This window comes from Pseudomonas sp. W15Feb9B (assembly GCF_000828175.1).
GTDB lineage: Bacteria > Pseudomonadota > Gammaproteobacteria > Pseudomonadales > Pseudomonadaceae > Aquipseudomonas > Aquipseudomonas parakoreensis.
On the sequence record NZ_JTKF01000015.1, the window covers coordinates 52526 to 71554 of the forward strand.

General features: G+C 61.3%; 12 protein-coding genes. 6 read left to right on the plus strand and 6 right to left on the minus strand.

Annotated elements, in window-relative coordinates; translation table 11 throughout:
* Positions 1 to 135 precede the first annotated feature (135 nt).
* Positions 136 to 2523: a diguanylate cyclase gene (locus OC71_RS09510; RefSeq protein WP_041067763.1), complete on the plus strand. Its 2388-nt coding sequence runs from the start codon at positions 136 to 138 to the stop codon at positions 2521 to 2523.
* Positions 2524 to 2660: 137 nt separating this feature from the next.
* Here OC71_RS09510 and dacB read toward each other — a convergent pair whose 3' ends face one another.
* A complete protein-coding gene (gene dacB, locus OC71_RS09515; RefSeq protein WP_041067766.1) occupies positions 2661 to 4121 on the minus strand; it encodes a D-alanyl-D-alanine carboxypeptidase/D-alanyl-D-alanine-endopeptidase in 1461 nt (486 codons plus the stop codon).
* Positions 4122 to 4356: 235 nt separating this feature from the next.
* On the opposite strand from dacB, the gene OC71_RS09520 reads away from it, so the two are divergent.
* Positions 4357 to 4701 (plus strand): YggL family protein, encoded by a 345-nt coding sequence (locus OC71_RS09520; protein ID WP_003223308.1) that lies wholly within the window; start codon positions 4357 to 4359, stop codon positions 4699 to 4701.
* Between the two features lie 128 nt (positions 4702 to 4829).
* On the opposite strand, the gene OC71_RS09525 is transcribed toward OC71_RS09520, so the two are convergent.
* Positions 4830 to 6020 carry a benzoate/H(+) symporter BenE family transporter gene (locus OC71_RS09525; protein ID WP_041067769.1) on the minus strand — a complete coding sequence of 397 codons (1191 nt, stop codon included), beginning with the start codon at positions 6018 to 6020 and terminating at the stop codon, positions 4830 to 4832.
* Positions 6021 to 6375: 355 nt separating this feature from the next.
* On the opposite strand from OC71_RS09525, the gene OC71_RS09530 reads away from it, so the two are divergent.
* A complete protein-coding gene (locus tag OC71_RS09530) occupies positions 6376 to 7140 on the plus strand; it encodes a GntR family transcriptional regulator (RefSeq protein ID WP_007961054.1) in 765 nt (254 codons plus the stop codon).
* Between the two features lie 182 nt (positions 7141 to 7322).
* On the opposite strand, the gene guaD is transcribed toward OC71_RS09530, so the two are convergent.
* From guaD to xdhA, 4 genes are all read right to left on the minus strand, one after another.
* Positions 7323 to 8627, minus strand: coding sequence for a guanine deaminase (gene guaD / locus OC71_RS09535; RefSeq protein ID WP_041067772.1), 1305 nt, complete (start codon positions 8625 to 8627; stop codon positions 7323 to 7325).
* 13 nt (positions 8628 to 8640) lie between these two features.
* Positions 8641 to 9498, minus strand: a complete 858-nt coding sequence (xdhC, locus tag OC71_RS09540; protein ID WP_041067775.1) for a xanthine dehydrogenase accessory protein XdhC — start codon at positions 9496 to 9498, stop codon at positions 8641 to 8643.
* 142 nt (positions 9499 to 9640) lie between these two features.
* On the minus strand, positions 9641 to 12040 hold the full coding sequence (gene xdhB / locus OC71_RS09545) for a xanthine dehydrogenase molybdopterin binding subunit (RefSeq protein ID WP_041067778.1): 2400 nt from the start codon (positions 12038 to 12040) through the stop codon (positions 9641 to 9643).
* A complete protein-coding gene (gene xdhA / locus OC71_RS09550; RefSeq protein WP_041067781.1) occupies positions 12033 to 13487 on the minus strand; it encodes a xanthine dehydrogenase small subunit in 1455 nt (484 codons plus the stop codon). Before xdhA ends, xdhB begins: the two co-directional genes overlap by 8 nt.
* A gap of 267 nt (positions 13488 to 13754) precedes the next feature.
* On the opposite strand from xdhA, the gene OC71_RS09555 reads away from it, so the two are divergent.
* From OC71_RS09555 to zipA, 3 genes are all read left to right on the plus strand, one after another.
* Positions 13755 to 14414 carry a GntR family transcriptional regulator gene (locus OC71_RS09555; RefSeq protein WP_041067784.1) on the plus strand — a complete coding sequence of 220 codons (660 nt, stop codon included), beginning with the start codon at positions 13755 to 13757 and terminating at the stop codon, positions 14412 to 14414.
* Positions 14415 to 14416: 2 nt separating this feature from the next.
* Positions 14417 to 17905 (plus strand): chromosome segregation protein SMC, encoded by a 3489-nt coding sequence (gene smc, locus OC71_RS09560; protein WP_041067787.1) that lies wholly within the window; start codon positions 14417 to 14419, stop codon positions 17903 to 17905.
* Between the two features lie 259 nt (positions 17906 to 18164).
* Positions 18165 to 19028 (plus strand): cell division protein ZipA, encoded by an 864-nt coding sequence (zipA, locus tag OC71_RS09565; protein ID WP_041067790.1) that lies wholly within the window; start codon positions 18165 to 18167, stop codon positions 19026 to 19028.
* Position 19029 lies beyond the last annotated feature (1 nt).

A 19029-nucleotide genomic window follows, 5' to 3' on the forward strand; every position in this document is an offset into this window, starting at 1 on the left:
TTGGATCCACAGAGCCTTGATTTTTAAAGGCTCTTGGATCCGATCAGCGCTAGCCAAATTAATGGCTAATAGCTATAACTCAACGCATGGCCAATGGGGTTTTCCCCCGAAACAATGGCGTCGTGAGTTGCCCCTATGTCGTTGCACCCCGTGCGCCCAAAGATTCTGGGTTTTATCAGTGAAGACGTCTCGGCCTGGCTGGTCGCGATACTGGTATTGCTCGCCGGCGGGATTCTCACGGGGCTGCTCGCCTGGGCCACCCTCAATCAGTTTCACCATCAACTGCGCCAACGCTTTCAGCTGCTGGCCAATGAGCGTTACAGCCGCATCGAAGAACGTTTCCAGGATCAGGAACAGCGTCTCGACGGCCTGCGCCGTTTTTTCGCCAACTCCGATTCGGTCTCACGCAGCGAATTCGACGGCTATGCCAAACCGCTTCTGTTACGCACCCAGGCCTATTCCTATGCGCCGCGGGTCAGCCGTGCCGAGCGTCCGGCGATCGAACAAGCGGTGCGTAGCGAAGGGTTCAGCACCTTCACCTTTCGCGAGCTGAATGCTGACGGCCAGTTGCAGACCGCCGGTGATCGTCCCGAATACGTTCCGGTGATCTACACCCAGAGCCAGAGCCGCTTGCCCACCCCGCTGGGCTATGACCTGCTGGCGCAACCGTTGCGCCGGGCGACGCTGGAACGCGCCGACCGCAGCGGGCACATGGCGGTGTCGCAGCCGCTGCATCTGGTGGGGATTGATCCGGCCTATGCCCGGGGCGTCTTGCTGCTGGCGCCGGTCACCGAGGAGGGCGCGGCGAAAGGTTCTGCGCAAGGGTACGTGATGGCGGTGATCAGCATGCAGCAGTTGCTGGCCGACGGACTGCCGGAGGAAACCCAGGATTTCCTCACGGTGCGTATTCTCGACCTGTCCACCGACGATCAGCATGAAGTGCTCTACGAGTCCGCCAACAAGGCCGGGGCCAGCGACCTGTCCGCCACACGCTTGGTTCGCATGGCCGACCATGATTATCAAGTGGACATTCAGCCCAGCGAGGCATTTTTACAGGCCAACCATTCTTCCATCAGCAGCCTGGTGGTGCTGGGCGCGCTGCTGAGCCTGTTGCTCAGCGCGTTGCTGTATGTGCTGGTCAGTCAACGCCAGCGCGCCCTGCGCATGGTCGAACTGCGCACGCAGGAGCTGCACGCCCGCGAGCAGGAGTTGCGCGGCACCCACGGTCAGTTGCGCGGCGTGCTGAATGCCGCGACCCAGGTGGCGATCATTGCCACGGATCTGCGCGGGGTGATCAACACCTTCAACCCCGGCGCGGAACAGATGCTTGGCTACAGCAGCGCCGATGTGGTCGGGCACATGACCCTGGAAAACCTGCATCTGCCGCGAGAGCTGGCGGCGCGTTCGGCGGAGTTGAGTGCGCGTTACGGCAAGAGCATTCCGACCTGCCACGCGATGCTGGTCGAGGGCGGCGAGGTCGGCGGTCATGAGGCGCGCGAATGGACGCTGGTGCGCAGCGACGGCAGTCATCTGCCGGTGAACATGCTCGCCACCCCGGTGCTCGATGAGCAGGGTTTGTGGGTCGGGCATCTGGCGATCTGCATCGACATCACCGAGCGCAAGCGCGTGCACGAAGCGCTGGCGGCGCGCGATGTATTGCTGAAAAAGCTCAGCGCCCATGTGCCCGGCGGCATCTACCAGTTCAAGATGGAATTCGACGGGCGCTTCAGCGTGATCTATGCCAGCGACGGCATCCGCGAGATCTACGAGCTGGAGCCGGACGTGCTGCTGCTCAATGCCGAGGCGATTTTCACCCGCATCCATCCACAAGACGTCTCGCGAGTGCGCAGCTCGATCCGTGCTTCGGCGGACAGCCTCAGCCCATGGCGCGAGGAATACCGTGTGCAGTTGCCCGAGCGCGGCCTGCGCTGGGTGCGCGGCGAGGCGACGCCGGAGGAATTGCCGGGCGGCGGCGTGCTGTGGCACGGCTACATCTCGGACATTTCCGACTTGAAACGGGTGGAAGAGGAATTGCGGGCGCTGTCGGTCACCGACTCGCTGACCGGCATCCACAACCGCCGCTACTTCCAGGAGCGCTTGACCACCGAAATGGCCCGGGTCGAGCGCGGCGGCGGTGAGCTGTCGGTGATCATGCTCGACATCGACCACTTCAAACGCATCAACGACCAGTACGGCCATGCCGTAGGCGACCGGGTGCTGCAGGCGGTGTGCGAGCGCATCGGCCATCGTTTACGGCGGACTGATGTGTTCTGTCGTCTCGGTGGTGAAGAGTTCATGGTGCTGTGCCCAGACATCGACGGCGAGCATGCGTACATGCTGGCGGTGGAGTTGTGGCAAGGCCTGCGCAGCGCGCCGGTGGACGTGGTCGGGGTGGTGACGGCCAGTTTCGGCATCGCCAGCTGGCGTCCGGGGGAAGGCGCGGATGCGCTGCTGCTGCGGGCGGATTCCGGGGTGTATGCGGCGAAGCAGGGCGGGCGCGATCGGGTGGAGCAGATGAGCTGAGATTCAATACACCACAATCCTTTGGGAGCTGGCTTGCCAGTGATAGGGGCGTTTCAGTCAGCATCTTCGGTGGCTGACATTCCGCTATCGCTGGCAAGCCAGCTCCCACAGGGTTTGGTGGTGTTCGCAGTATCGTATTACAGCGCCGAAGCGGTCTGCGGCAGGCGCGGCTGCTTGTACAGATCCAGCAGCACCTGATCCAGCACCGACGACGCGCCGAACGGGGCTTTGTCGTTGAGGATCGCCACCACCGCCCAGGTATTGCCGTTGACGTCGCGGCTGAAGCCGGCGATGGCGCGCACGGTGTTCAGGGTGCCGGTCTTGACGTGGGCTTCGCCGCGCATCGCGGTGGTCTTTAGGCGTTTACGCATGGTGCCGTCGGTGCCGGCAATCGGCAGCGAGCTGATGTACTCGGCAGCGTATGGGCTGTGCCAGGCGGCTTGCAGCATGTTGGCCATCTCGCGGGCGCTGACGCGTTCGGCGCGCGACAGCCCGGAGCCGTTTTCCATCACCAGGTGCGGCGCGGTGATGCCTTTCTTCGCCAGCCACTGGCGGACTACGCGTTGTGCGGCCTTGGCGTCGTCACCGTCGGCTTCGTTGCGGTACTTCTGACCGAGGCTCAGGAACAGCTGCTGGGCCATGGTGTTGTTACTGTATTTGTTGATGTCGCGGATGATTTCCGCCAGATCCGGCGAGTAGGCGCGGGCCAGCAGCTTGGCGCTGCTCGGGGTCGCGGCGAGGCGATCCTTGCCCTGGATGCTGCCGCCCAGTTCTTTCCAGATCGCGCGCACGGCGCCAGCGGTGTAGGTCGCGTGGTCGAGCAGCGACAGGTAAGTCTGCGAGTTGCAGCCATCGCCCAACTGGCCGGCGACGGTCACGGTCACGCTGCCATCAGGCTGGGTCACCGGGTTGTAGCGCACGCCACCGGTGCACTGCTTGGAGTTGAGCGCCTTGACCGTGTTTTCGATGCGCACGCTGGCAATCGGCGGTTCCACCGAGATCAGCACCCGGCCACCGTCATTGCGCGCGACGAAGCGCAGGGCCTTGAGGTTGACCAGCAGCGAGTCGGGTTTGACCAGGAACGGTTTGTTCTCGTCGTTGCCGTCGTCGTTGAATTCCGGCAGTTGTGGCTGGATGAAGAAGCTGCGGTCGAGGATCAGGTCGCCGGTGACCTGGGTCACGCCGTTGGCGCGCAGGTCGCGCATCAGCAGCCAGAGTTTTTCCATGTTCAGTTTCGGATCGCCGCCACCCTTGAGGTACAGGTTGCCATTGAGGATGCCGCCGCTCAGGTCGCCATCAGTGTAGAACTCGGTTTTCCACTGATGGTTGGGGCCGAGCATTTCCAGCGAGGCGTAGGTGGTGACCAGTTTCATGGTCGAGGCCGGGTTGACCGAGACATCGGCGTTGTACACGGTCGGATTGCCCGGGCCGTCGAGCGGGATCATCACCAGCGACAGCGCGGTCGGCTGCAGTTTGCTGGCCTTTAGGGCTTTCTCGACGTTGGGGGTGAGGGCGGTATTGATAGTGGCAGCGGCAACCGGCAGGGCCAGGGGCAGAAGAAGGCCGGCAAGAAACAGAGGACGCAACGATTTGATCATATGAAATAAAACCCTGCAAAAGAGGGGAGAAATAACGAGGGCATGGATGAAAAAGCCCTCAGTGGTCATGAAAGTGTCGGCATTATGCCCCAAGGTGTAACAGCTTGTGCCTTGCCCGGGGCGGCCATTTCGTTATTTTTTTTACAGGCGGTCGGCCATAGCGCCCAGAGAGTCGGGCAATTGACGGCTTAAACTGGTAAAGTGCCGGCCGTTATTACTTAAGAGGATTGTTCCAATGGCGACTAACCGTTCCCAGCGTCTGCGCAAAAAACTGTGCGTTGATGAATTTCAAGAGCTGGGTTTCGAACTGAACCTGGACTTCAAAGAAGACTTGTCCGAAGAAGCCATTGACGCTTTCCTCGAAGCATTTATCAAAGAAGCCATGGAGGCCAACGGTCTGGGTTATGTCGGCGGCGATGACTTCGGTCTGGTGTGCCTGCAGAAGCGTGGCTCGGTCAACGAAGAGCAGCGCGCTGCCGTTGAAGCCTGGCTGAAAAACCGTAGCGAACTGACCGGCATGACCGTCAGCCCGCTGCTGGACGTCTGGTATCCGGAAAAGCCGATCAACGCGGCCAAGTGATACTGAAAAAAACGGCGACCTTCGGGTCGCCGTTTTTTTGCAAGATCAAAAGATCGCAGCCTTCGGCAGCTCCTACATCGGGATATGCGTTTCCCTGTAGGAGCTGCCGAAGGCTGCGATCTTTTGCTTTAAGCTTTACGCCAGTTGAGTATCAGCAAGGTCAGCACCCCCGCCACAATCCCCCAGAACGCCGAACCGATGGAAAACAGCGTCAACCCCGACGCCGTGACCATGAACGTGATCAGCGCCGCCTCGCGTTCTTTCACCTCGGTCATGGCAATGCTCAAACCGTTGATGATTGAACCGAACAGCGCCAGCGCGGCAATCGACAGCACCAGCTCTTTCGGCAGCGCGGCAAACAGCGCCGCCAATGTCGCGCCGAACACCCCGGCAATCCCGTAGAAAATCCCGCACCAGACCGCGGCGGTGTAGCGTTTGTTGCGATCTTCATGGGCGTGCGGCCCGGTGCAGATGGCTGCGCTGATCGCCGCGAGGTTGATGCCGTGGGAGCCGAACGGCGCCAGCAACAGCGAGGCGATGCCGGTGGTGGTGATCAGTGGCGAGGCCGGGACGTTGTAGCCGTCGGCGCGCAGCACGGCGATGCCGGGCATGTTCTGCGAGGTCATCGCCACCACGAACAGCGGAATGCCGATGCTGATGGTCGCGGCCAGCGAAAAGTGCGGCGTGGTCCAGACTGGCGTCGCCACTTCCAGATGAAAGCCGCTGAAATCCAGCAGCCCCATGAAGCCCGACAGCGCGGTGCCGATCAGCAATGCAGCGAGCACCGCGTAACGCGGCGACAGGCGCTTGACCAGCAGATAGGTGAAAAACATCCCCAGCACCAGCCCGGTACGGTGTTGTGCGGCGACGAAGATTTCGCTGCCGATCTTGAACAGAATCCCCGCCAGCAACGCCGCCGCCAGCGATGCCGGGATTTTTTTCACCAAGCGTTCGAAGCTGCCGGTCAGCCCACAAATGGTCACCAGTACTGCGCAAGTGATGTAGGCGCCGATGGCCTCACCGTAGCTGACACCGCCCAGGCTGGTGATCAGCAGGGCTGCACCGGGGGTCGACCAGGCGATGGTGATCGGTGTGCGATAGCGCAGCGACAAGCCGATCGAACACACCGCCATGCCGATCGAGATCGCCCAGATCCACGAGGAAATCTGTCCGCTGCTCAGGCCCGCCGCTTGCCCGGCCTGGAACATCAGCACCAGCGAACTGGTGTAGCCGGTCATCATTGCAATGAACCCGGCAACGATCGCTGAGGGCGAAGTGTCGGCGAGAGGGCGCAGGCGGGTGTAGGTGGCGTCGTTCATGACGGCGGTGTTCCTTATACAGATGAAGATCCCCGCAATTACGCTGAACTGTGTAGGAGCTGCCGAAGGCTGCGATCTTTTGATTTTGATGTTTGAAAGCAAGATCAAAAGATCGCAGCCTTCGGCAGCTCCTACATAAGAGCAGGTGTGCGCAAAGGCGGATTCTGCGATCAAGCCTAAACTCAATCGTAACGGATCGTTGCAATACAGCCGTGGTCACAAACAGCCATACAGTCGTGTTGCCACCATCCATTGTGTACAATCGCGCTGTTTTTTACGCGATACTTGCCAGCGACCTACTGTGCCGTATTACAGTCACGGTCTATTCGCCGCAGTTCTCCCGACTCGAGTGCCCATGAACGAACAGTTGCAACCCCTCAAGAAACAACCGCGAGCAGGCAAAGCCGGCCGCAGCGGAACCCAGGACGATATTGTCTACGCGCATATCTTCGAGGCCATCCTCGAACAGCGTCTGGCGCCCGGCACAAAATTGAGCGAAGAAGCGCTGGGGGAAATCTTCGGGGTCAGCCGCACCATCATTCGCCGCGCGCTGTCGCGTCTGGCCCATGAAGGCGTGGTGCTGTTGCGGCCGAACCGTGGCGCCGTCGTCGCCAGCCCGAGCGTAGAAGAAGCGCGCCAGGTGTTCATGGCCCGCCGTCTGGTGGAGCGCGCGATCACCGAACTGGCCGTGCAGCACGCCACCGCCGAGCAGATCGCCGAACTGCGCCAGATGGTCAACGACGAGCGTGACAGCTTCTCCCGTGGCGATCGTGGTGCCGGTATCCGTCTGTCCGGCGAATTCCACCTGAAACTGGCCGAAGCGGCGAAGAACGCGCCACTGATCAGCTTCCAGCGCAGCCTGGTCTCGCAGACCTCGCTGATCATCGCCCAGTACGAAAGCGGCAACCGCTCGCATTGCTCCTACGACGAGCACACCCAGTTGATCGACGCCATCGAAGCGCGCAACGGTGAGCTGGCGGTGGACCTGATGATGCACCACATGGATCACATCGACAGCAAGCTCAACCTTGATGAGGAAAGTGCGTCGGATGACCTGCATGCGGTGTTCTCGCATCTGTTGCAAACCAAGAAGCCTGGGCGCCCGGCGGCCAAGCTTTGAGCTGACACCGAGTCGCCCCAATCGCTGGCAAGCCAGCTCCCACAGGGATTTGTGGTGTTCACCGAATCTGCGATACACCGGAAAACCTGTGGGAGCTGGCTTGCCAGCGATAGCAATCTGACAGGCAACAAAAATCCCCCAGGCTGAAAAGCGCTGGGGGATTTTTTATGCCTTGGAACAACTCAGCGCTGATGCACCAAAGCCCCCGCCGCATACGTCTGCTGCACCGTGCGGTCATCCCCGAGCGTCATCAGCACAAACAACGTTTCGGCAATGTTGTTGGCCTGTTTCAGGCGATAGCTCAGCAGCGGCGTGGCGTTGTAGTCGAGTACCAGGAAGTCCGCATCAGAACCCGGTTGCAGGTTGCCGATCTTGTCTTCCAGGCGCAGTGCCCGCGCACCGCCCAGGGTCGCCAGGTACAGCGACTTGAACGGACTCAACCGCGCACCCTGCAATTGCATGACTTTGTAGGCTTCGTTCAGGGTTTGCAGCAGCGAGAAACTGGTACCGCCGCCGACGTCAGTGCCCAGACCGACGTTCAGTTTGTGCTTCTCGGCCATCGGCAGGTTGAACAGGCCGCTGCCGAGGAAGAAGTTCGAAGTCGGGCAGAACGAGATCGCCGAGCCGGTTTCCGCCAGCCGCGCGCATTCGTCGTCGCACAGGTGCACGCCGTGGGCGAATACCGAGCGCTCGCCGAGCAGCTGGTAGTGATCGTAGACGTCCAGATAGCCCTTGCGCTCCGGGAACAGTTCCTTGACCCACTCGATTTCCTTGAGGTTCTCGCTGATGTGGGTCTGCATGTACAGATCCGGGTATTCGGTCAGCAGTTGGCCGGCGAGGGTCAGTTGTTCCGGGGTGCTGGTCGGGGCGAAGCGCGGGGTAACCGCGTAATGCAGGCGGCCCTTGCCGTGCCAGCGCTCGATCAGCGCCTTGCTCTCGACGTAGCTGGATTCGGCGGTGTCGGTCAGATAGTCCGGCGCGTTGCGGTCCATCATCACCTTGCCGGCGATCATCCGCAGGTCGAGCTTCTCGGCGGCCTCGAAAAACGAATTCACCGACTGCGGATGCACGCTGCCGAACACCAGCGCAGTGGTGGTGCCGTTGCGCAGCAGCTCCTTGATGAAGATATCGGCCACGTCGTCGGCGTGGGCCTTGTCACCGAACTGGCTTTCGCACGGGAAGGTGTAGGTGTTGAGCCAGTCCAGCAGTTGTTCGCCGTAGGCTCCGACCATGCCGGTTTGCGGCAGGTGGATGTGGGTGTCGATGAAGCCCGGGGTGATCAGCGCGTCCTGATAGTGGGTGATCTCGATGTCCGCCGGCAGGGTCGGCAGCAATTCACTGGCGTGGCCGAGGGCGCTGATCTTGCCGCCATCGACCACCAGCAGGCCGTCCTCGAAATATTCGTAGGAGGCTTCGATCCCGACTTCGGCGGGGTCGGCGATGCTGTGCAGGATGGCGGCGCGGTAGGCTTTGCGAGTCAGAGGCATGAGGGTTCTCTAATCAGTTTGAGGCTTTGAGTTTGGCGGCCTGACTGCGCCGCGAAACCGGCAGCAGTTTGGCAATCGGTTCGGCGCTGGCGGTGTGCTGGCCGAAATTGGCGTTATAGGTGGCGATGATTTCGCCGGCGATGGAGATGGCGATTTCCACAGGCAGTTTGCCTTTGACTTCGCCGATGCCCATCGGGCAGCGCATGCGTTGCACGACGCCACTGTCGAAACCGCGATCCCGCAGGCGATGTTCGAATTTGACGCGTTTGGTCTTCGAACCGATCAGGCCGAAGTAAGCGAAGTCGTTGCGCTTGAGGATCGCGGCCGTCAGTTCCAGGTCGAGCTGATGGTTGTGGGTCATGACGATGCAGTAGCTTCCCGCGGGCAGGTCGTCGATTTCATCCACAGGCTCTTCGGCGACGATTTTACGCACGCCGTGGGGGATCTGTTCCGGGAATTCCTCTTCCCGCGAATCGATCCAGCGTACCCGGCACGGCAGGCTGGCGAGCAGCGGCACCAACGCCCGGCCAACATGCCCGGCGCCGAACACGGCGATCTGCGCCTGCACCTGGCCCATCGGTTCGAACAGCAACACGGTGGCGCCACCGCAGCACTGGCCGAGGCTGGCACCAAGGCTGAAACGCTCCAGATGAGTGTCCTGCTTGCCGCTGGCGAGCATCTCGCGGGCGATCTGCATGGCTTTGTATTCCAGGTGCCCGCCACCGATGGTGTCGAAGGTCTGACGGGCGCTGACGACCATTTTCGAGCCGGCATTGCGCGGGGTCGAGCCGAGTTCTTCGATGATCGTCACCAGAACACAGGGTTCGCCCTGGTTCTGCAGGTCGGCGAGGGCGTCGATCCAGTTGTACATATGTCACCCCTACAACATCGTTGTCTGTTCAGGCCTCATCGCTGGCAAGCCAGCTCCCACAGGTTTGTGGTGTACCGCAAATCCTGAAATCACCACAGATCACTGTGGGAGCTGGCTTGCCAGCGATTGGCCGCGCCTCGGTCTAGAGCGGAGCCAACTCGGTTTCAGCTTCGACCGCTTTCACAGTCTTGAGCTGGCGCATCTGCTCACACCCCCACAACACCCGCTCCGGGGTCGCCGGCGCATCGATCTGCGGTTGATGCTTATAGTCACCGAGGCTCGCCACCGCGTCCTTGATCGCGCACCACGCGGCAATCCCGAGCATGAACGGCGGCTCACCCACAGCCTTGGAATGGAACACCGTGTCTTCCGGGTTCTTGCGGTTTTCCACCAGGTTCACCCGCAGGTCCAGCGGCATGTCCGCCACGGCCGGGATCTTGTAGCTGGCCGGGCCGTTGGTCATCAGCTTGCCCTTGTTGTTCCAGACCAGCTCTTCCATGGTCAGCCAGCCCATGCCCTGGATGAAACCGCCCTCGACCTGACCGATGTCGATGGCCGGGTTCAGCGAGGCGCCGACGTCGTGGAGGATGTCGGTACGCAGCATCTTGTACTCGCCGGTCAGGGTGTCGACGATCACTTCGCAGCACGCCGCACCGAAGGCGAAGTAGTAGAACGGTCGGCCCCGGGCCTGGCTGCGGTCGTAGTAGATTTTCGGGGTCTTGTAGAAGCCGGTGCTCGACAGCGAGACCTGATTGAAATACGCCAGTTGGATCAGCGCCTCGAAGGTCATGATGTGGTCACGCACGCGCACATGGCCGTTGTGGAATTCCACGTCTTCTTCGCTGACCTTGTAGTGCCGCGCCGCGAACTCCACCAGACGTTGCTTGATGATCTCGGCGGCATTCTGCGCGGCCTTGCCGTTGAGGTCGGCGCCGCTGGAGGCAGCGGTCGGCGAGGTGTTTGGCACTTTGTCGGTGTTGGTCGCGGTGATCTGCACCCGATCCATTTCCACCTGGAACACTTCGGCCACCACCTGTGCGACTTTGGTGTTGAGGCCTTGGCCCATTTCCGTGCCGCCGTGGTTCAAGTGGATGCTGCCGTCGGTGTAGACGTGGATCAGCGCGCCGGCCTGGTTGAGGAAACTGGCGGTGAAGGAAATGCCGAATTTCACCGGGGTCAGCGCCAGGCCTTTTTTCAGGATCGGGCTGTTGGCGTTGTAGCGGCGGATTGCCTCGCGGCGCTCGGCGTACTGGCTGCTTTCTTCCAGTTCGGCGGTCATCTCTTCGAGCATGTTGTGCTCGACGGTCTGGTAATAGTGAGTGACGTTGCGCTCGGTCTTGCCGTAGTAGTTAGCCTTGCGCACGGCCAGTGGATCGAGGTTGAGATGGCGGGCAATCGCGTCCATCACTTCTTCGATGGCGACCATCCCTTGCGGGCCGCCGAAACCACGGTAAGCAGTGTTCGACGCGGTGTTGGTCTTGCAGCGGTGACCGTTGATGGTCGCGTCGCCGAGGTAATAAGAGTTGTCCGAGTGGAACATCGCCCGGTCAACGATCGAGGCGGACAGGTCCGGCGAGCAGCCGCAGTTGCCGGCCAGGTCCATGGCGATGCCGTGCAGGCGCCCGCTGCTGTCGAAGCCGACGTCGTACTCGACATAGAACGGGTGGCGCTTGCCGGTCATCAGCATGTCTTCGACCCGTGGCAGGCGCATCTTGGTCGGCTGTCCGGTGAGGTGCGCGATCACCGCGCACAGACACGCCGGGCTGGCGGCCTGGGTTTCCTTGCCGCCGAAACCACCGCCCATGCGGCGCATGTCGACGACGATCTTGTTCATCGACACGTCGAGCACTTCGGCCACCAGCTTCTGCACTTCGGTGGGGTTCTGCGTCGAGCAGTAGACGATCATGCCGCCGTCTTCGGTGGGCATTACCGAGGAGATCTGCGTCTCCAGATAAAAGTGTTCCTGGCCGCCGATGTGCAGCGTGCCTTGAATGCGGTGTTCAGCGGTGGCCAATGCCGAAGCCGAATCGCCACGCTGATGGGTGTGGCTGTCGAGCACGAAGTGGCGTTTGCGCAGGGCCTCGACCACGTCCAGCACCGGCTCCAGATCTTCGTACTCGATGATCGCCGCCATGGCCGCTTTGCGTGCGGTTTCCAGGTCTTTCGCGGCCACGGCCAGTACCGGTTGCCCGACGAACTGCACGTCATCGATCGCCAGCAGCGGATCGCCCGGCAGCAGCGGACCGATGTCTTTCAGGCCCGGCACGTCTTCGTGGGTGATCGCAATGCGCACGCCTTCGAAGGCGTAGCAGGGCTTGGTGTCGATGCTGATGATCTTCGCGTGGGCGCGATCCGACAGCCGTGCGTAAACGTGCAGCTGATTGGGGAATTCCAGGCGATCATCGATGTACTGCGCTTCACCGGACACATGCTTGGCGGCGCTGTCGTGCTTGACGCTGCGGCCGACGCCGGTGGTCAGGTCCCTGGCGAACAGTTCCGCCAGTTCGGCTTGAGTCTTCTCTACGGCGTGATGGTTAGACATAAGCGGTCACCCGAGTCTCGATGTGCGGTGTTTGCAGTTCGATGAAGTATTTGCGCAGCAGGTTCTGCGCGCTGAGCAGGCGATATTCCTTGCTGGCGCGGAAGTCCGAGAGCGGCGTGAAGTCTTCGGCCAGTGCGGCGCAGGCGCGTTCGATCACAGCGTTGTTGAACGGCTGGCCGAGCAGTACGGCTTCGCAATGCGCGGCGCGTTTGGGGATCGCGGCCATGCCGCCGAACGCCACGCGTGCGTCAGTGATCACGCCGTTTTCGACGCGCAGATTGAAGGCGGCGCAGACGGCGGAAATGTCATCGTCCAGACGCTTGGAGACCTTGTAGGCGCGGAAGCGCTGCTCGGCCGTGGCGCGTGGGACGATGATTTTTTCGATGAATTCGCTTTCCTGACGGGCGGTGACCTTGTAGTCGATGAAGTAATCTTCCAGGTTCAGCGTGCGCCGGGTTTCACCTTTGCACAGCACCACCTGCGCGCCGAGGGCGATCAGCAGCGGTGGCGAATCACCAATCGGCGAGGCGTTGCCGATGTTGCCGCCGAGGGTGCCCTGGTTGCGGATCTGCAGCGAGGCGAAGCGGTGCAGCAGTTCGCCGAAGTCCGGGTATTCGGCAGTCAGCGCTTCGTAGCAGTCGGAGAGCGCGGTGGCGGCGCCGATTTCGAGGCGGTCATCGAAGCTTTCGATGCGCTTCATTTCGGCGACGTTGCCGACGTAGATCATCACCGGCAGGGTGCGGTGAAACTGGGTGACTTCCAGCGCCAGATCGGTGCCGCCGGCCAGCAGTCGCGCTTGTGGGTAAGCGTCATACAGATCGGCCAGATCGGCGACGGTCAGCGGCACCAGGCAGCGCTTGTCGCCACTGTTGAGTTCACCGATATCGGTCGGGGCGATGGCTTTGAGGCGGGCGATGGTCTCGGCTTCGCGGGCGTCGAACTGGTCCGGTTGCTTGCCACAGCACGATTGCTCGGCGGCGGCGAGAATCGGCCGGTAGCCGGTGCAGCGGCAGAGATTGCCGGCCAGCGCTTCGTGCGCCTTGGCCGGATCCGGTGCATCGCTGTTCTTTTGCAGGGCGAACAGCGACATGACGAAACCGGGGGTGCAGAAGCCGCACTGCGAGCCGTGGCACTCGACCATGGCTTTCTGCACGCTGTGCAGTTCGCCCTGGTGCTTGAGGTCTTCGACGCTGATCAGTTGTTTGCCATGCAGCGACGACACAAAGGTCAGGCACGAGTTGAGGCTGCGATAGCGAATGTATTCGCGGCCGGCGTCATCGGTTTGCAACTCGCCGACCACCACCGTGCAGGCGCCGCAGTCGCCGCTGGCGCAGCCTTCTTTGGTGCCGGATTTACCTACATGCTCACGCAGGTAATTGAGCACGGTCAGATTCGGGTCCAGGGCGTGCTCGCTACGGAGTTCCTGGTTAAGTAAAAACTGGATCACGGAAGGCCTCGCAGACTCATTATTGTTGTTAACCGACTTGAGCCGAATTTAGCAGGTCTGACTTTTCGGTCAATGGTTTTCTGACTTAAAGGTCAGGAAAAGCGTTTTTGTCGATTAACGCGTGCTCTATTGAGTATTGACCCTGAGCGGATCCACTGCCTTTTTGCTTGAATCGTGCCAAAAAGCGCCATGCGGGCACTCCGCCATGCACCTGCATTTGCGCTACACTGCGCCGCTTGTGCAGATCGAAGAGTTTGAAGGACAACCATGACGTTCAAGGCGCCGGACAGCCTCGCCGAGCAAATCGCTCACCACCTCGCCGAACGCATCATTCGCGGCGAAATGAAGCCGGGAGAGCGCATTCAGGAACAGAAGGTCACGCTGGCCCTCAATGTCAGCCGCGGATCGGTCCGCGAAGCCCTGCTGATCCTCGAACGCCGTCACCTGATCGCGATCCTGCCGCGACGTGGCGCCCATGTCACCGAACTCACCGCGCACAAGGTGCAGAGCCTGTGCACGCTGATGAGCGAGCTGTACATCCTGCTCGGCAATGCAGTCGCCAATGGCTGGCAGACTCAGGCCGATATGGCGCCGTTCGTGCAGATTCAGCAGCGCCTGACCGCCAGCTACGAGCGTCAGGACATCCGCACCTTCGTCGACGACAGCTTCGCCGTGATGCGCGCTGCGTACCCGTTTGCCAACAACCCGTACCTGCAAGAGACCGTCGAGAACCTGCAGCCGGCCATGAGCCGTGCGTACTTTCTCGCCCTCGAACAGCGCAAGGCCGAAATGAGCGAGTTCCTCGAACTGTTCGAACGCCTGCTGGCCGCTGTGCTCGCCCGTGATTTGCCGCAGATTCGCATCGTGCTGACGGCTTATGCCCAGCGCAGCAGCGATCTGGTGGTCTCCGCCCTGACGGTTGCCTGAGCGTGCGGCTAAAGTGCATCAAACTGGCGGGGTTCAAGTCCTTCGTCGACCCGACCACGGTGAACTTCCCCAGTAACATGGCGGCGGTCGTCGGGCCGAACGGTTGCGGCAAGTCGAACATCATCGATGCCGTACGCTGGGTGATGGGCGAGAGTTCGGCAAAGAACCTGCGTGGCGAGTCGATGACCGACGTCATCTTCAACGGCTCGACCAGCCGCAAACCGGTGAGCCAGGCGAGCATCGAACTGGTGTTCGACAACTCCGACGGCACCCTGGTCGGCGAATACGCGGCGTACGCCGAGATTTCCATTCGCCGCAAGGTCACCCGCGACAGCCAGAACAGCTATTTCCTCAACGGCGCCAAGTGCCGCCGTCGCGACATCACCGACATCTTCCTCGGCACCGGCCTCGGCCCGCGCAGCTACTCGATCATCGAGCAGGGGATGATCTCCAAGCTGATCGAAGCCAAGCCGGAAGACCTGCGCAACTTCATCGAAGAAGCGGCGGGCATCTCCAAGTACAAGGAGCGTCGGCGCGAGACCGAAAACCGCATCCGCCGCACCCACGAAAACCTGGCGCGTCTGACCGACCTGCGTGAAGAGCTTGAGCGTCAGCTCGAACGTTTGCACCGTCAGGCCGAGTCCGCCAAGAAGTATCAGGAATACAAAGCCGAAGAGCGCCAGCTCAAGGCGCAACTGTCGGCCCTGCGCTGGCAGGATCTGAACGATCAGGTCGGCCAGCGCGAGTCGATCATCGGCACCCAGGAAGTCAGTTTCGAAGCGCTGGTCGCCGAGCAGCGCAATGCCGATGCCGCCATCGAGCGCCTGCGCGACGGGCACCATGAATTGTCCGAACGCTTCAATCTGGTGCAGGGACGCTTCTATTCGGTCGGCGGCGACATCGCCCGGGTCGAGCAGAGTATCCAGCACGGCCAGCAACGCTTGCGTCAGTTGCAGGACGACCTTAAGGAAGCCGAGCGCGCGCGTCTGGAAACCGAATCGCACCTGGGCCACGACCGCACGTTGCTGCTGACCCTCGGCGAAGAGCTGGACATGCTTATCCCCGAGCAGGAAGTCACCAGCGCCGCCGCCGAAGAAGCCGCCGCCGCACTGGAAGATTCCGAGAGCGTCATGCACGGCTGGCAGGAACAGTGGGACACCTTCAACCTGACCGCCGCCGAACCCCGGCGTCAGGCCGAAGTGCAACAGTCGCGGATCCAGCAACTGGAAACCAGCATGGAACGGCTGGCCGATCGGCAAAAGCGTCTCGCCGAGGAGCGCGACTTGCTCTCCGCCGACCCGGAAGACGCGGCGATCATGGCGCTCAACGAGCAGCTCGCCGAATCCGAGGCGACCCTCGAAGATTTGCAGACCAGCGAAGAAGCGCAGGTCAAAAAACTTGAACAACTGCGTCAGGAATTGCAGCAGGCACTGACTGCGCAACAACAGGCGCAGGGCGATCTGCAACGGCTCAACGGGCGACTGGCGTCGCTGGAAGCCTTGCAGCAAGCTGCGCTCGATCCGGGCACCGGCACCGCCGAATGGCTGAAAGAACACCACCTCGCCGAACGGCCGCGTCTGGCCGAAGGGCTGAAGGTTGAAGCCGGTTGGGAGCTGGCGGTGGAAACCGTGCTCGGCGCCGATCTGCAAGCGGTGCTGGTGGATGACTTCAGCGGCTTCGATCTGTCCGGTTTCACCCAAGGGGATTTGCGCCTGCTCAGCCCCGCCAGTGATGGCGTGCGCGTCGCGGGCAGTTTGCTGGATAAAGTCGAGGCGCAGATCGATCTGTCGCCATGGCTCGGCCAGGTCAAACCGGTCGACAGCCTCGAACAGGCGCTGGCCCTGCGCGGGCAGTTGAGTGCCGGGCAGAGCCTGATCAGTCGCGACGGTTACTGGGTTGGTCGACACTTTCTGCGCGTACGTCGCGCCAGTGAAGCCGAGAGCGGCATGCTCGCCCGTGGTCAGGAAATCGAGACGTTGCAGGCCGAGCGCGAAGAGCGCGAAGCCACGGTCGAAGCCATGGAAACCCGCTTGCAGACCTTGCGTGCGCAACAGCGTCAGCAGGAAAACGGCCGCGAACATTTGCGTCGCCTGCTGCAGGATGAAGCCCGCTCACAAGGTGAATTGAAAGCCCAGTTGTCTGCCGGTAAAGCCAAGGCTGAACAACTGACGCTGCGCCGCACGCGGCTTGACGAAGAGCTGATCGAACTCGGCGAGCAGCGCGAGCTGGAACACGAACAGGTTGGCGAAGCGCGCATGCAATTGCAGGAAGCGCTCGATGCCATGGCGCTGGACACCGAGCAGCGCGAGTTGCTGCTGGCCCAGCGTGACAGCCTGCGCGAACGCCTTGATCGCGTGCGTCAGGAAGCCCGCCAGCACAAGGATCACGCCCATCAACTGGCGGTGCGTCTCGGTTCGCTGCGTGCGCAGCACGATTCCACGCGCCAGGCGTTGGAACGTCTGGAGATGCAGGCCGAGCGCCTGAGCGAAAAACGCGAACAGCTGAGTCTGAATCTGGAGGAGGGCGAGGCACCGCTGGAAGAGCTGCGCCTGAAACTCGAAGAGCTGCTCGACAAGCGCATGACCGTCGACGAAGAACTGAAGACCGCGCAGATCGCGCTGGAAGACGCCGACCGCGAACTGCGCGAGGCGGAAAAGCGCCGGACCCAGGCCGAGCAGCAATCGCAACTGATCCGTGGTCAGCTCGAACAGCAGCGCATGGAATGGCAGGCGCTGACCGTGCGGCGCAAGGCGTTGCAGGATCAATTGCTCGAAGACGGCTACGATCTCAATGGCGTGCTCGCGACATTAACGCCTGAGGCCAGTGAACGCGCCGCCGAAGAAGAACTCGAACGGATCAATGCGCGGATTCAGCGCCTGGGCGCGATCAACCTCGCGGCCATCGACGAATACACGCAACAATCCGAGCGTAAACGTTATCTGGATGCGCAGGACGCCGATCTGGTCGAAGCATTGGAGACCCTGGAAAACGTCATTCGCAAGATCGACAAGGAAACCCGTAACCGCTTCAAAGATACCTTTGATCAGATCAATGGCGGTTTACAGGCGCTTTTCCCGAAAGTTTTCGGTGGCGGCAGCGCGTATTTGGAACTGACGGGCGAAGATCTACTCGATACAGGGGTGACGATCATGGCGCGGCCGCCAGGAAAGAAGAACAGCACCATCCATTTGCTCTCCGGCGGGGAAAAAGCCCTGACCGCGCTGGCACTGGTTTTTGCGATCTTCAAATTGAATCCGGCGCCGTTCTGCATGCTCGATGAAGTTGACGCGCCACTGGATGACGCTAACGTTGGACGCTACGCACGATTGGTTAAAGAGATGTCGCAGACCGTGCAGTTCATCTATATCACCCACAACAAGATCGCCATGGAAATGGCCGATCAACTGATGGGCGTGACGATGCACGAGCCGGGTTGTTCGCGACTGGTTGCAGTGGATGTCGAGGAGGCGATGGCGATGGTGGACGCCTGAGTCAGCGTGGTGTCGGAAGGGTATGAGTAGTCTGTAGGACTTTTTTACCGACTTCGACTTGCTGGCCAATCGACATATTCGCGCGAGCCAATGTGACAGACGGTGTAAAGTTGTCTTTGGTCGTGCTAGTTTAATGTCAATTTTTCGTATACGTGGGCAAAACGCCTGTCAGAACATAGAGTTGGCGCCACGTTTTAAAGCGGTTTGCACAATGTAAACCCCTTATTTTTCAGCATTTTTTATAGAGGCACGGGATTACATGGAAATCGGTCTGCGCGAGTGGCTGATCGTCATCGGCATCATTGTGATAGCCGGTATTCTTTTCGATGGCTGGCGCCGTATGCGCGGCGGCAAGGGAAAACTGAAATTCCGTCTTGACCGAAGTCTGTCCAACCTGCCGGACGAGGACACCAGCGCTGAGCTGTTGGGCCCGGCCCGCGTGCTGGATACGCATAAAGAGCCGCAACTGGACGAACACGACCTGCCGTCGGTGAGCGTGCCGGCCCGCGAAGCACGCGAGCCTCGCGAATCCGGTTCGAAGCGTGGCAAGCGCGGCAGCAACGGTCCGGCCCAGGGCGACCTGAACCTTGATCTGGATCTGGACGGCGGCCCGAGCTTCAGCAGCCGTGATGATGACTTCGTCGACGACAGCAAGCCTGCGCCAGCGGTGGCCGACAAGGATCAGCCGCAAGCCGAAGAAGTCCTGGTAATCAGCGTGATCTGCCGCGACGCCGCCGGCTTCAAAGGCCCGGCCCTGCTGCAGAATATTCTGGAAAGCGGTCTGCGGTTTGGCGAGATGGATATTTTCCACCGCCACGAAAGCATGGCCGGCAACGGTGAAGTGCTGTTCTCCATGGCCAACGCGGTCAAGCCGGGGATCTTTGATCTGGACGACATCGACCATTTCAGCACCCCGGCGGTGAGCTTCTTCCTCGGTCTGCCAGGCCCGCGTCATCCGAAGCAGGCCTTCGACGTGATGGTGGCGGCAGCGCGCAAGCTGTCCCAGGAGCTGAACGGCGAGCTGAAAGACGACCAGCGTAGCGTGCTGACCGCGCAGACTATCGAGCACTACCGTCAGCGCATCGTCGAATTCGAACGCCGCGCCCTGACCCAGAAGCGCTAAG